We start from the raw sequence: 13482 nt of genomic DNA, 5'->3' as shown, positions 1-13482 counted from the left end.
CCGGACTGATCGCCGGGGCGGGGTCAGCCGTACAGCAGGTCTCCCTCCGGCGGCCCCGGCGGCGGGCACAGCCCGCGGGGGTCGCGTCCGGCCTCCAGGTGCGCGCGCAGCGAGTCGGAGCCCCACAGCAGGTCGAGGAACGGGTCGCAGGCGAAGTCACCCGGATACAGGGTGCGCAGCACGTGCAGCAGGGACACCCCGGTCAGCACCGGCGGGAAGGTCTCCCGGTCGGTCACGTGCAGCTGGACACCCCGCACCGGCACGCCCGCGTGCCTGCCGAATGCCGGGGTGAACGACGTGTCGCGGAAGCGCACGCCCGGCAGACCGAGATCGCTCAGCGCGGCGGCGAGCCGCCCGTCCGCGTACGGCGCGCCGACCAGCTCGAACGGCCGGGTCGTGCCGCGGCCCTCCGCGGCGTTCACGCCCTCCAGCAGCCCGGTGCCGGGGTAGACCAGCGCGGTGTCGAGGGTCGGCATGTTCGCCGACGGCATCACCCAGGGCAGCCCGGTCCGGTCGAAGTGCCACTCCCGGCGCCAGCCCTCCATCGGCACGACCTCCAGCGCGGCGCCGGCCGCGCGGTTGACGGACAGCGCGATCTCGCCCGCCGTGAGCCCGTGCCGGAGCGGCAGCGCGGCGCGGCCGACGAAGCTCGCGAAGGCGGGGTCGAGCACCGGGCCCTCGGCCACCGCGCCGCCGATCGGGTTGGGCCGGTCGAGCACGGTGAACCGCAGCCCGAGGCGGGCCGCCGACCCCATCAGGTCGCACATCGTCCACACGTAGGTGTAGAACCGGGCGCCCACGTCGCCCATGTCGAAGACCAGCTCCTGCACGCCGGACGCCGCGACGAGCGCGTCCAGCTCGGCGCCCGTACGGCCGTAGGTGTCGGCCACGGGCAGGCCGGTGACGGGATCGACGGCGGCGGCCTCGCCGCCGCCCGCCTGCGCCGTGCCGCGCAACCCGTGTTCGGGACCGAAAAGCGTGGTCACGCGCGTTCCCGCGGCCAGCAGGGCCGGTGCGGCGGGGGTCAGATCGGGCAGGACTCCGGTGGGGTTGGTGACGAGACCCACCCGCTCCCGCCCGGGCCGCGGCGTGGCCGTCAGCCGTTCCAGTCCCGTACGCACGCGATCCATCAGTACCAGGCACTCCGAAGCTGAGGAATCATGACGCACTCACTCGCCGCTCTCGCCACCGAACAGAGCGATCCCCGCTACAGCGGAATCGACACCCTGCCGACGGAGGAGATCGCGCGCCTGATGAACGCCGCCGACGCCGCCGTCCCGGCCGCGGTGGGCCTGGCGGTCCCGGCGATCTCCGCGGCCGTCGACGCGATCGCCGCCCGGATGGCCGGCGGAGGCAGGCTGCTCTACGTCGGCGCGGGCACCTCGGGGCGGCTCGCGGTGCTCGACGCCTCGGAGTGCCCGCCGACCTTCGGCACCCACCCCGACCTGGTGCAGGGCATCATCGCGGGCGGTGAGGCCGCGCTGGTGCGCTCGGTCGAGGGCGCCGAGGACGACGCCGGGGCGGGCGCCGCCGTGATCCGCGACAAGCAGGTCGGCCCGCTCGACTCCGTCGTCGGGATCTCCGCCAGCGGGCGCGCGCCGTACGTCGTCGGGGCGGTCGAGGAGGCCCGGCGGCGCGGCGCGCTGACGGTGGGCCTGGCCTGCAACACCGGCACCCCGCTCGCCCGGGCCGCCGAACGGGAGATCGAGGTCATCGTGGGGCCGGAGGTCGTCACCGGCTCGACCCGCCTCAAGGCGGGCACGGCCCAGAAGCTGGTGCTCAACATGATCTCCACGATCACGATGATCAGGTCGGGCCGCACGTACGGGAACTTCATGGTCGACGTCGTGGCCAGCAACTCCAAGCTCGTCGACCGGGCGGCCCGCATCGTCTCCGACATCACCGGCGCGGACGTGCCGGACGCGCGGGAGGTCCTGGAGGACGCCGGACGCGACGTGAAGACGGCCGTGGTGATGATCGAGCGCCGAGTCGGGGCCGACGACGCGAGGGCGCTGCTCGCCGCGCACGGCAACCGGCTCGGCCCGGCACTGCGCGGCGCCTGAGCAACCCGGCGGATCTGGAAGCGACCCCATGTCTTACTTTGTAAAGGCGCGTGGCCCGGTACTGGAAGAGGTCCTGCGCGCGGCCGTGCCCGAGGTCGCCTCGGCGGCGGTCGCCGTGATCGCCCTGAACGGGCGCACGGTCGCCGCGGCCGCCGTGGGGGAGGCGGTCCGGTACGCCGGACCCTCCGGAGAACCGCTGCACGGGCTGGATTCAGTGCTGCCGCCCGGGCTGGATTCAGGGCTGCCGCCCGGGCGGCCGGCCGTGGCGATGGACGCGCTCTTCGACATCGCCTCGCTGACCAAGATGTTCACGGCCGCGGTGGTGGTCTCGCTGGCCCAGGAGGGCGTGCTCGGCCTCGACGAGCCGGTGGCCGCGCGGCTGCCGCGGTTCTACGGGCATCGGCCCGAGATCACCGTACGGCACCTGCTGACGCATTCGGCCGGCCTGCCCGCGAGCCGCCGGGTGGAGAGGGAGCCGGAGGAGGCCCGCTGGGACCTGGTGCTGTCCACCCCCGCGCAGGGGCCGCCGGGCACGCATCTCTACTCGGACGTCGGCATGATCACTGCCGGGCGGGTGGCGGAGGCGGCCGGCGGCGCGCCGCTGGACGTGCTCGTGCGTGAGCGGGTCACCGGGCCTCTCGGGCTCGGCGCCACGACGTACGGGCCGGTCGAGCCGGGGCGGGCCGTCGCGACCGAGTTCAAGCGGGAGCGGTGCGCCGGAGGCTGCGTCAGAGGTGAGGTGCACGACGAGACGGCCCACGCGCTGGGCGGCGTGACCGGCCACGCCGGGCTGTTCTCCACGGCCGCCGACCTCGTGCGCTTCGGCGAGGCGCTCCGCACCGGCGGCGGCCCGATCCTCTCGCCCGAGTGGACCGCCGAGATGCTGCGCGACCAGGGTGTTCCGGGCGCCGCCTTCCGGCAAGGGCTCGGGGTGCGGATCGATGACCCGGCCATCGTGGGCCCGCTCACCGGCGCGTTCGGCCATTCGGGCTTCACCGGCACGTCGCTGGTGGTCGACCCGGCCCGCCGCCTGACCGTCGTGCTGCTCACCAACAACGTCCATCCCCTGCGGGGGCGGCCCGGCATCCGCGACCTGCGGCACGCCGTCGCCGCCGAGGCCCTGCGCCTGTCCGGCTGAGCAGGCAGACGTTTAATCCTCCTCGTCTGGGTCAGCGGGAAGATCGATCCGCCTCCAGAGGGAGAGGTACTGTGATGACGACCGCGCATCAGACCGGCCGGCGATTGGAAGGCGCGGCCCAGAGGGCGGCTGACCATCCCGCTCTCGAGAAACTCGCCAAGGTCGGCTTCGCCGCCCGGGGCGTCCTTTACGCGATCATCGGACTGGTCGCGCTGCAGATCGCCTTCGGCGGCGGCGGGGAGGCCGACAAGAGCAGCGCGCTCCAGATCGTGCGCGACTCGCCCCTGGGCGACCCCCTGCTGTGGATCATGGCCGTCGGCCTGGCCGCGCTGGTGATCTGGCAGGTCTCCGAAGCCGTCTGGGGCCGGCCCGAGGCCAGGGAGCGCGTGGAGGCCGTGTCCAGGGCCGTCGTCTACGCCGCCCTCGTGTACTCGATGGTGGCGCTGCTCACGCAGAACAAGGGCGCCTCCTCGTCCGACAGCCAGTCGGAGGACGCCACCAAGGCGCTGTTCGACCTGCCCGCCGGGCAGTTCCTGGTCGGCCTGATGGCTCTCGGCGTGATCGCCCTCGGCGTGTACTGGATCTACGAGGGCTGGACCGAGAAGTTCATGCGCGACATGCACGTGACCGAGCCCCGCGCCCGCGGTGTCGTGGTGAAGCTCGGCAAGGCCGGCTACATCGCCCGCGGCGTCATCGCCCTGGCCGCCGGCGCCCTGATCGGCCAGGCGGCGCTCACGTACGACCCGGACAAGGCGGCCGGTATCGACGACGCGCTCAAGGCGCTGGCCGACACCCCGGCCGGTCCGTGGCTGCTGGTCGTGGTCGCGATCGGCCTGGTGCTGTTCGCCGTCTACTGCTTCGCGGAGGCCCGCTGGCACCGGGTGTGAGCGGCTTCACCGGGACCCTGGGGCCGGCCGCGCGCGGCGAAGCGCGCGGCCGGCCTCTTGCCGTAGCCGCGGATGATGGGCGGCGCCCTTGGCCGGCTGATCACCCGTCGCGGGGTGGTTCGGCCCACCGAGGTGTCCCGGCGCCGTCGACGACCACGAGGCCTCCCGTCTCCGTGTAGCGCGCGGACGACACTCCGGCGGCGCGCACCAGGGTGCGCCCGGCCTGGTCGACGATCTCCAGGCCCGCCTGGCCGGAAAGCGCGAACTGCCGTCCGGACGGGTGAGCCGCCACTTCCACCTCTGCCGGAACGTCACGTGCCCACGTCTCCCGCCCGGTGGCGTCGACGCCCCGAAGGGCCGTGTGCGCGGTGCCGCCGGCGTCGATCCATCGGGCCAGCAGCACGGCGCCGTCCCGGCCCGCGGCGCATTCCCCCACCTGCGGCAGGTCCGAGGTCAGCGGCGCCGGCGTGCCGTGGGCCAGCAGCGTTCCGCGCGGACCGGCCAGGATCGCCGGACCTCGCACGCCACCCAGACAGCCGCCCCAGGACTCCGCCACCGGCCGGGGCGGACCGCCGGGACGCCACCCACGGCCGTCCCGGCGGAACGCCAGCACGCTCGTTCCGGCGTGGCCCGGTCTGCGGTAGACGGCCAGGGCCGCCGAGCGGCCGGCGTCCTCCACCCACAGCACGCCGGCCGTGTCGGCCACGTCGACAAGCACCCGGGTACGGTCGGTGCGGTCCACCCGGATGCGGGCCCCCCGCCCACCGCGGCCGTCCTCGACGAGGACCGCGTCGGAAGGTCCCCGTACGGCCAGTACGCGCCGCACGGGCGCCCGGGCCGGGGCCGTCAGGCGGGCCCGCGTCCCGGTCCGCAGCCGGACGCGGTTCGTCCCGTCCCGCCCGGCGGCGGTGATCACCGCGTCCGGGCACCGGGCGGCGCAGACCACTTCGGCGTCGTTCCGGTAGGCGTCCCGGTCGATCCAGGAGAGTTCGCCGGCGGAGGTGTAACCGCGGTAGGACCTCGTGGCCGGATCGGCGACGACGGCCCCGCTGGACGACGCGGCCAGGACCACCGCGCCCGGCGCCGCGCCCGGTTCGAGGCCCGCTTCGAGGCCCGCTTCGAGGCCCGGTGCCACGGGCGCGTGCCCCCGCGGCACGCCCGAGGCCGATGCTCCCCGGGACGGTGTGGCCGGAGCCGCTGGGGGCGCGGGACCGCGGCCGGAGCAGGCGGCCAGCATCACCGCCGCGGCCGTGCCCAGGGCGAGCGTCGCGTGGCGCGGGAACACGAATCGGCCCTCCAGGAGGTTCGCCGCCCCGCCCGGGGGCGGGGCGGCCCGTGGTCAGATGTTCTGGGTGTGGCTGCCGCAGCGGGGGTCGGTGCCCTTCTTGTCGAAGACGGCCTTGAACTCGACGTAGGCCTTCTTGTTCTTCGCCACCTTGACGCCGCCCTTCGGCACCGGGCGGTAGTCGTTCGCGGACGTCAGCTTCGAGTAGCCCTTGCGGGTGTTGTCCAGCGAGATCCAGGTCCAGTGGATGGTGTCGTGCCCCGCCGTGTTGTGGTGCTTGACCCGCAGCTCCACGTTGTTCTTGTTGCGGACGCCGCTGCCGCCGATGCTCCAGTCGAAGGAGGTGAAGACGTGGTAGCGGCTGCTGTTGTGGTAGTAGGCGTTGAAGTTGATGAAGGCGCCCTTGTTGCTGCAGGAGCCGCTCGTCGACGCGGCGCGGGCGGTGGCGGCGTTCACTCCCGCGGCCGCGCCGGTGCCTGCGTGGGCCGGCGCGGTGAGCCCGGCCAGAGCGGCCAGCAGCCCCGCCGTCGTCGCGACCGCGATGATTCTCGTGCGTGCCATTTCGCTTCCCCTTCTTCTCGGGTTGTCCATTTACGGAACTGGTCCGAGTGTGCAAACCGCCGCGTTAGTGCCGCTTTCATAACGCCTTAGTGGCTGGTCAGAGCCGTTTGTGTGGAGTGCGGTGATCGAGCGTCAAGTGGACGGGCTAGCGTATGTTTCGCAGGGGCATGCCCTGGGAGGTGGCGTGACGGAAGCCGTTGGAAGGGTCCGGTATTCGCTGCTCGGCCCGATGAAAGCGTGGCGGGACGGGGAGGAACTGGATTTGGGCTGGGCCAGGCAGCAGGCGGTTCTGGCGGTGCTGCTGCTGGAGATGAATCGGCCGGTGTCCGTCACGGCGCTCGTCGACGCGGTGTGGGGCGCCGATCCGCCGCGTAACGCCCGCAGCACCGTGCAGACATATGTCAGCCGGTTGCGTCGTGTCGTGGAACCGGGCCGGGCGTCGACCGCGCGGAACGCGGTGCTGGTTTCCTCCGACGCCGGCTACCAGGTGCGCGGCGACCCGTCGGAACTGGACGTCGCGATTTTCGAGCGGCATCTCACGGCGGCGGAGGACCTGCGGGCACAGGGAGACCTCGCGGCGGCCGCCGGGAAGGTCGACGCGGCGCTGGCCCTGTGGCGGGGTGAGCCCTTCGGCGGCCTTCAGGGCCCGCGGCTGGAGGCCGAGCGACGGAGACTCCAAGAGCGACACGGGTTCGCCGGGGAACTGCGGGCGACGATCAGAGTCGAACTCGGCCAGAACACGGCGGCCATCGCCGAGCTGACGCGGCTGATCGACGAGTTCCCGCTGCGGGAACGCCTTCGCGGGCTGTTGATGCTCGCGCTGTACCGGGCGGGCCGTCAGGCGGACGCCCTGACGGCGTTCCACGACGTCCGCCGGCTGCTCGCGGAGGAGCTGGGCATCGATCCCGGGCCGGAACTGCGGGACCTGCATGAGCGGATCCTGCGCGGAGACAAGGAGCTGGACGGGCCCGCGCCCATGACGGTGCGGCCCCTCGCCCAGGGACCGGGCGGCGGCCCGGAGCCCGTCGGCCCGGACGGCGCGCACCGCCTGGACCGGGCGGCGCTCGAACTCGCGCTGGGGGTCGCTCAGCAGTGGACGGCGGAGGCCGCGGCCCGGTACCTGCACCGTCCGGCACCCGTCCGGCTGCGCTGGTCCAGCACGGGCCGGTCGATCGCCGCCACGGCGTCCGCGGTGCTGGGTGACGACAACGACGCGACCGGCCGCGACGATCGCGTGGACCTCCGCGGCGACCTGGACGACCTGGTCGACGCGTTCCGGCGGCTCCCGGCACGTCAGCTGGTCATTCTCGGCGAGCCGGGCGCGGGCAAGACGGTGCTGGCGATCCTGCTCACTCTCGGGCTGCTCGGCACCGCCCGGCCAGGCGAGCCCACACCGGTGCTGGTGCCGCTCTCGTCCTGGAGCCCGCGACGCGAGCACCTGCACACCTGGTTCGCCCGCAAGCTGGTCGAGGAATACCCGGGGCTGGCCAACAAGGCGGCGTACGGACCGGACGCCGCGGCGCGCCTGGTGAGCACGGGACGGGTGCTGCCGGTTCTCGACGGCCTCGACGAAACCCCGCCCGGCCTGCACGCGGCCGCGATCGACGCCCTCGACGAGGCCGTCGCCGGTGGCCGCCCTCTCGTGGTCACCTGCCGCAGCACCGAGTACGAGAAAGCGGTGCGGCGCGGAGGCGCCATCCTGGCCAGGGCGGCCGTCGTCGAGATCGAGCCTGTGGAGGCCGAGGACGCCATCGCCTACCTCACCGCACGCCGGCTGCTCGGCGAGGACCGCTGGGACCCCGTCGCGGAGCATCTGCGGGCACACCCTCGCGGACCGCTGGCGTCCGCGCTGTCCACCCCTCTCATGGTCGACCTCACGCGCACCGCCTACGCCGACGCCGCCGCCGACCCCACCGAGCTGCTGGACGTCGCCCGCTTCCCCGGCCCGGCCGAGATCGAAGACCACCTTCTCGACGCGTTCCTGCCCGCCGTCTACCGCCACCATCCGCCGGCGCCGGGCACCAGGCCGCACCCGTCCCCCCGGTACCGGAGCGAACACGCCCTGCGGTGGCTCACCTTCCTCGCCGGTCACCTGGGGCGCAGGCACACCCACGACTTCGAGTGGTGGCGGCTGGCCGACACCGTTCCGCACCGCACCAGAGGGGTGGTGTTCGGACTGCCACCCGCGGTCCTGTGCGCACTCACCGGCGGCCTCGCGGCCGGGCCCGTGATCGGGCTCGTCTACGGGCTGTCGTTCGGGCTGGCGGGCGTCGTCGCGAACGCACGTGGCGGGCGGCCGGGGCCGGTACGCGTCGAGATCCGGTTCCGCGGCACCGCGAGACGCTTCCTGAGCCGGTTCGCCATCGGCCTCGCGATCGGTGTGGCGCTCGGGCTCGGCTGGGCGCTGCCGCCGGTCCTGACGCTCATGCTCTGCGTGGTCTTCGGCCTGGCGACAGGGTCGCATGTGTGGCTGGACATCCCCGCTGACGCGACCCGCGCGTCCAGCCCGTCGGCCATCCTGAGACAGGACCGCGTCGCCACCCTGTGGTTCGCGCTGTCCATCGCGGTGACACTGGGCCTGTTCTACGCGACGGCCTACACCTTCAGCCGGGACATCCGGGCGGTTCCGGTCCTCGGCGGCGTCTTCGACCTCGAACTCGCCGTGCCCGCCGGGATCGCGGCGGCGATACTGGGCCGCTCCCTGTTCGGCCGTCTCGGCAGCGTGACCTACGGGCTCGCGGCCGCCGTGATGGGCGGCCAGGTGATGACGCCGGCCGGCGCGCTCGCCACCGGGCTCGCGGCAGGGGGTGTCTTCGGACTCGCGGTCGGGCTGACCGTGGCGTCGTCGAGAGCCTGGGGGGCGTTCACCGTCGCCCGGATCTGGCTGGCCCTGACCGGACGGACACCGCTGCGCCTGATTCGGTTCCTCGACGACGCCCATCGGCGGGGCGTTCTGCGGCAGACAGGAGGGGTGTACGAGTTCCGGCACGCCCGGCTGCGGGATCACCTGGTCGGCAGGAGCGGTCACGCATGACCGGGACGGAGGCGAGCCACGGCGCCGGAGACGGCCGACAGGCCTTCGCCGGCTCCGCCGGGCCGGCTTCGCGCGTCAGCCGGCACCGCCGGCGCCGTGGCGCAGGCCGTCCACGAGCAGGTCGATCACCCGCCCGGCCTGCTCGCGCTGCGCGGGCTCACCCGCGGCGAGGCAGGCGCCGTTCATGCCGGTGAGCAGATCCTCGGCCGCCACGTCCCGCCGGAACACCCCCGCGGCGGCCCCCGCCTCGATCAGCGTGCCGATCGCGCCGACCAGCCGGTCGCGGCTGTGCGCGTACGGGTTGGCGCCGGCGGCGATCACCGCGCGGAGCGCGTCCGCCATGCCCCGCTTGGTCGCCAGGTAGTCGACGAAGCGGTCCATCCAGGTGCGCAGCGCCACGTCGGGCGGCATCTCCTCCAGCAGTCCGGCCGCCGCGTCGCACAGCTTCGCCAGTTCGTTGCGGTAGGCCGCCTCGATCAGCGCCTCCCTGGTGGGAAAGTGGCGGTAGAGCGTGCCGATGCCGACGCCCGCCTCCTTCGCGATCGCGTCGAGCGTGACGTCCGGCCCGTCCTGGGAGAACGCCCGTACGGCGACGTCGAGCAGCCGCTCGCGGTTGCGCCGGGCGTCGGCGCGCAACGGCTTGGGTCCGGGGGTGGACACGGCTCCTCCACGGCGCGGGTTGCTAACCGGAGGAAGCTCCGGTTAGAGTCGTGAGCGTACCGGAGGTTCCTCCGGTTTGTTCTGATTGTAGCGGCCCGGACTCCCAGGGGCCCGCGCCGCCGTACGGGACGGGGAACGAACATGACTCGGAACACGACTCAGGCCACGCGCGTCACCACGCCGTTCACCGCCGGGTCCACCGCCGCCGAGGTGATCGAGGGCGTCGACCTGCGCGGGCGGCGGGCCGTCGTGACCGGCGGCGCGTCCGGCATCGGCGTCGAGACCGCGCGGGCGCTGGCCGCCGCGGGGGCCGAGGTGACGATCGCGGTCCGCGACCTCGGCGCGGGCAAGCGGGTCGCCGACGACCTCGCCCTCGGCACCGGCAACGCGCGGGTGCGCGTGGCGCCGCTCGACCTGATGGACCGGGCGTCCGTCGCGTCGTTCACCGCGACCTGGGAGGGGCCGCTGCACATCCTGGTCAACAACGCCGGCGTGATGGCCTCGCCCGAGGCACGCACGCCCGAGGGCTGGGAGTCGCAGTTCGCCACCAACCACCTCGGGCACTTCGCGCTGGCCGTCGGCCTGCACCCGGCGCTCGCGGCGGCCGGAGGCGCCCGCGTCGTGTCGGTGAGCTCCAGCGCCCACCTGCGCTCGCCGGTCGTCTTCGACGACATCCAGTTCCGGGAGCGCCCGTACGACCCGTGGCTGGCGTACGGGCAGTCCAAGACCGCCAACGTGCTGTTCGCGGTCGAGGCGGGCAGGCGCTGGGCCGGCGACGGCATCGAGGTCAACGCGCTCATGCCCGGCGCGATCCCGACCAACCTCCAGCGGCACGTCACCGAGGAGGAGCTTGAGCGCCTGCGCACCCAGATGGGCGGCGACGGCCCCGCCTGGAAGACGGTCGAGCAGGGCGCGGCCACCTCCGTGCTGCTCGCGGCCTCGCCGCTGGTCGAGGGCGTCACCGGTCGCTACTTCGAGGACTGCCAGGAGGCCGGGCCGCATCGCCCGGGCACCCGCCGCGGCGTCGCCGAGTACGCGCTCGACCCGGAGGCGGCCACCCTGCTCTGGCAGGTGTCGGCCGACCTGCTCGACCTCTAACCGACCCCGGGATCCTCCGAAGGGCCGTCGCCCGCCGCCAGCTTGCGGTGATCGCGGGGTGACATGCCGTACGCGGAGCGGAAGGCCCGGCTGAAGGTGGCGGCGTCGGTGAAGCCCCAGCGAGTGGCGATGGCCTGGATCCGACGGGAACGCTGCCGGGGATCGGCGAGATCGCGGTGGCACTGTTCCAGCCGGCATCGGCGGATCCAGGCCGCCACCGTGACGCCCTGCTCCTCGAAGAGCTTGTACAGGTGCCGGACGGAGATCTGGTGTGCCGCGGCGATCGTCTGAGGGGTGAGGCCGGGGTCGCCGAGCCGCTGCCGGACGAAGTCGTGGATCAGCGACAGCAGGGCCTGGCGTCGCGATTCCGGTGACAGCAGGGCGGTGGCCTCCAGCCGGTCGGCGCAGGCGGCCGCGACCAGGTCGAAGGTGACGTCGGCCACCGTCTCCGCGTCACGAGACGTGAGACCGTCGGCGTTCTCCGCCAGGTGCTTGAGATGCCCGGCCAGGACGCCGGTGATGCCGTTCCGTACGGGAATCGGCGCGGCGGTGAGCTGCCCGACCATGTCGGACCGCAGGCCGAGCGCGGCCCGGGGGAACTGGATGATCAGTGACCTGGCCGGATCGTCGGCGGATCCCCGCCACCCCCCGAACGGCCGGGAGGAGTCGATGAGGAGCAGCTGTCCCGCCTGGAAGGCGGCATCCCGTCCCGCCTGCGTCATGCGGCCACGGCCGCGGAGAATGAGATGCAACTGGAAGACTTCCGGATCCGACTGGCGGATGAGCTTCACGGGCCGGCTCGCCTGCAGCAGGCAGTGGTTCATCAGCGACATCTGCAGTGCGCCGAGACCGAATACCTGCGCTGATCCGTCGAAGCGGGCGGGATGGTCGGTGGCCAGCCGCACCGGCACAAGAGTCCTCGACATGGTGTCGTTCCAGAAGGTGAACCGATCCGGGACGGCCATGTCTCTGGTGTTCCACGCGATTTTCATGTGTCCTCGGCGGTCGTTGTCATGGAATGGCGGCTTTCTTCACCGCGAAGCACCTCCGTGCGCCGCGAATGCGATCAGGTGTGCACAGGAAAACAGCAGGATGATGACTTGGTGACAAGACGCGGTCAATATCGCGTCTGTGACGGGGAAGCCGCGGTGTGTGAGAACGGGAACCCGCCCGGAGGCCGGCGAGCCGCCCAGTTGCCCTGCCGTCTCCCCGGCCGCCGGATGCGAGGACGGACGCCATGCGGGCGCGTCGCCGGCCCGGTGGCTGTAGGCGGGCGTGAGATCGGAGTCTCCCGCCGAATCATTTCTTGCGGAGGTGCCGTACTCTCTGCCGGACGCGACCGCCCTGACACAGGATTGGCGAGCCCTGGATCTGCGGACAATCAAGAAACTGCGATTCATCAAGAACATGCTCATGCCACTCCATGTCATCGAGGAATCGCTGCCCGCGGGGGAGGTCAGGACCACGGTCCGGAATTGGCTGCGCCTGTCGAAGGCCCTGCCCTGACCCAACGGCCCGGCGGTGTGGCCGGGTGACCCGTCAGTACGCCTATCATCAGAGCCTCCCTGCCCTCTGACCAGCGCGTTCACTGGGTTGTGGCCACGCCCGGCCCCAGGGTTTGACCGGCGGCCTGCAGGCAAGCCGCTGAGAGACGCCCATCAAGGAGTAGACGAGATGCGAGCCGTAGTGATGCACGCCCCCGGTGACGTCAGGGTGGAGCAGCGCGAGGACCCGAGGATCCTCGAACAGACCGACGCGATCATCCGGGTGTCCGCGGCCTGCGTCTGCGGCTCGGACCTGTGGCCCTACCGGGGCGTGACCAGGCAGGACGGGCCGGCGCCGATGGGCCACGAGTACGTCGGCGTCGTCGAGGAGGTCGGCAGCGAGGTCCGCGATCTCAGGCCCGGCCAGTTCGTGGTCGGCTCGTTCTTCGCCTCCGACAACACGTGTGAGATCTGCCGGGCCGGCTACCAGTCCCGCTGTGTGCACGCCGTGCCGATGGGCGCGATCGGCACCCAGGCGCAGCGGGCCCGTGTTCCCCTGGCCGACGGCACCCTGGTCGCCACCCCCGGCATGCCCGACGCGGACCTGATTCCGAGCCTGCTGGCCGCCTCCGACGTGCTGGGCACCGGCTGGTTCGCCGCGGTCGCCGCGGAGGCCGGTCCCGGCAGGACCGTCGCGGTCGTCGGTGACGGCGCCGTCGGCCTGCTCGGCGTGCTGGCGGCCGGCAGGCTGGGCGCCGAGCGGATCGTCGTCTTCAGCCGGCACGCCGACCGGCAGAAGCTCGCCGTCGAGTTCGGCGCCACCGACATCATCACCGAGCGCGGCGACGAGGGCGTGGCCAGGCTCAAGGACCTGACCGGCGGGCTGGGCGCGCACTCGGTCATCGAGGCGGTCGGTACCCAGGAGTCGATGATGCAGGCCATCCGCTCCACGCGTCCCGGCGGGCACGTCGGCTACGTCGGTGTCACCCACGAAGTCGAGCTGCCCGGCATCGAGCTGTTCTTCTCCGCAGTGCACCTGCACGGCGGCCCGGCCCCGGTGCGCCGCTTCCTGCCGGAGCTGATCCGGCTGATCTGGGACCGCGAGATCAACCCCGGCAAGGTCTTCGACCTCGAACTGCCGCTGGAGGAGGCCGCCGAGGCCTACAGGGCCATGGACGAGCGCCGGGCGGTCAAGGTCCTGCTGCGCCCCTGACGCCGCCTCTTCGCACCAGGCGCCCACCGTTAGATCCATCACATAGCTGGCCGATCGGT

11 protein-coding genes are annotated in these 13482 nt (G+C 73.0%); 6 read left to right on the top strand and 5 right to left on the bottom strand.

Annotated features, from left to right (window positions below):
- Positions 1-23: 23 nt before the first annotated feature.
- Positions 24-1130: an exo-beta-N-acetylmuramidase NamZ domain-containing protein gene (locus HHX37_RS24870; protein ID WP_182886962.1), complete on the bottom strand. Its 1107-nt coding sequence runs from the start codon at positions 1128-1130 to the stop codon at positions 24-26.
- 30 nt (positions 1131-1160) lie between these two features.
- Here HHX37_RS24870 and murQ point away from each other — a divergent pair, with 30 nt between their 5' ends.
- The 3 genes from murQ (at position 1161) to HHX37_RS24855 (ending at position 4088) form a co-directional block, all read left to right on the top strand.
- Positions 1161-2063 (top strand): N-acetylmuramic acid 6-phosphate etherase, encoded by a 903-nt coding sequence (gene murQ / locus HHX37_RS24865; RefSeq protein ID WP_182880883.1) that lies wholly within the window; start codon positions 1161-1163, stop codon positions 2061-2063.
- A gap of 28 nt (positions 2064-2091) precedes the next feature.
- Complete coding sequence (locus HHX37_RS24860) at positions 2092-3201, top strand: serine hydrolase domain-containing protein (protein ID WP_182886961.1); 1110 nt, start codon at positions 2092-2094, stop codon at positions 3199-3201.
- A gap of 74 nt (positions 3202-3275) precedes the next feature.
- Positions 3276-4088, top strand: coding sequence for a DUF1206 domain-containing protein (locus HHX37_RS24855; RefSeq protein WP_182880885.1), 813 nt, complete (start codon positions 3276-3278; stop codon positions 4086-4088).
- A gap of 100 nt (positions 4089-4188) precedes the next feature.
- On the opposite strand, the gene HHX37_RS24850 is transcribed toward HHX37_RS24855, so the two are convergent.
- Together HHX37_RS24850 and HHX37_RS24845 are read right to left on the bottom strand one after the other, a co-directional pair.
- Positions 4189-5373: a hypothetical protein gene (locus tag HHX37_RS24850; RefSeq protein ID WP_182886960.1), complete on the bottom strand. Its 1185-nt coding sequence runs from the start codon at positions 5371-5373 to the stop codon at positions 4189-4191.
- 54 nt (positions 5374-5427) lie between these two features.
- Complete coding sequence (locus HHX37_RS24845) at positions 5428-5934, bottom strand: hypothetical protein (protein WP_182886959.1); 507 nt, start codon at positions 5932-5934, stop codon at positions 5428-5430.
- 184 nt (positions 5935-6118) lie between these two features.
- On the opposite strand from HHX37_RS24845, the gene HHX37_RS24840 reads away from it, so the two are divergent.
- A complete protein-coding gene (locus HHX37_RS24840; RefSeq protein WP_182886958.1) occupies positions 6119-8968 on the top strand; it encodes a BTAD domain-containing putative transcriptional regulator in 2850 nt (949 codons plus the stop codon).
- 75 nt (positions 8969-9043) lie between these two features.
- Here the strand turns inward: HHX37_RS24840 and HHX37_RS24835 are convergent, their stop codons facing one another.
- A complete protein-coding gene (locus tag HHX37_RS24835) occupies positions 9044-9628 on the bottom strand; it encodes a TetR/AcrR family transcriptional regulator (RefSeq protein ID WP_182880889.1) in 585 nt (194 codons plus the stop codon).
- Between the two features lie 141 nt (positions 9629-9769).
- Here HHX37_RS24835 and HHX37_RS24830 point away from each other — a divergent pair, with 141 nt between their 5' ends.
- Positions 9770-10726, top strand: coding sequence for an SDR family NAD(P)-dependent oxidoreductase (locus HHX37_RS24830; protein ID WP_182886957.1), 957 nt, complete (start codon positions 9770-9772; stop codon positions 10724-10726).
- Here HHX37_RS24830 and HHX37_RS24825 read toward each other — a convergent pair.
- A complete protein-coding gene (locus HHX37_RS24825; RefSeq protein WP_182886956.1) occupies positions 10723-11718 on the bottom strand; it encodes a helix-turn-helix domain-containing protein in 996 nt (331 codons plus the stop codon). The two genes, HHX37_RS24830 and HHX37_RS24825, sit on opposite strands and share 4 nt — an antisense overlap.
- 682 nt (positions 11719-12400) lie before the next feature.
- On the opposite strand from HHX37_RS24825, the gene HHX37_RS24820 reads away from it, so the two are divergent.
- Positions 12401-13423 carry a zinc-dependent alcohol dehydrogenase family protein gene (locus HHX37_RS24820; RefSeq protein ID WP_182886955.1) on the top strand — a complete coding sequence of 341 codons (1023 nt, stop codon included), beginning with the start codon at positions 12401-12403 and terminating at the stop codon, positions 13421-13423.
- Positions 13424-13482: the final 59 nt, after the last annotated feature.

Origin of the sequence: Microbispora sp. H10885, from assembly GCF_014161415.1 — a bacterium.
Lineage (GTDB): Bacteria > Actinomycetota > Actinomycetes > Streptosporangiales > Streptosporangiaceae > Microbispora > Microbispora triticiradicis.
The sequence above is the reverse complement of the archived record's forward strand: the minus strand, read 5'-3'. Positions and strand labels throughout refer to the sequence as shown.

Bases quoted from the DNA above. Each gene is read 5' to 3' on its own strand.
- murQ (WP_182880883.1), top strand. From the start codon at position 1,161: ATGACGCACTCACTCGCCGCTCTCGCCACCGAACAGAGCGATCCCCGC.
- HHX37_RS24860 (WP_182886961.1), top strand. From the start codon at position 2,092: ATGTCTTACTTTGTAAAGGCGCGTGGCCCGGTACTGGAAGAGGTCCTG.
- HHX37_RS24870 (WP_182886962.1), bottom strand. From the start codon at position 1,130: ATGGATCGCGTGCGTACGGGACTGGAACGGCTGACGGCCACGCCGCGG.
- HHX37_RS24830 (WP_182886957.1), top strand. From the start codon at position 9,770: ATGACTCGGAACACGACTCAGGCCACGCGCGTCACCACGCCGTTCACC.
- HHX37_RS24825 (WP_182886956.1), bottom strand. From the start codon at position 11,718: ATGAAAATCGCGTGGAACACCAGAGACATGGCCGTCCCGGATCGGTTC.
- HHX37_RS24855 (WP_182880885.1), top strand. From the start codon at position 3,276: ATGACGACCGCGCATCAGACCGGCCGGCGATTGGAAGGCGCGGCCCAG.
- HHX37_RS24845 (WP_182886959.1), bottom strand. From the start codon at position 5,934: ATGGCACGCACGAGAATCATCGCGGTCGCGACGACGGCGGGGCTGCTG.
- HHX37_RS24820 (WP_182886955.1), top strand. From the start codon at position 12,401: ATGCGAGCCGTAGTGATGCACGCCCCCGGTGACGTCAGGGTGGAGCAG.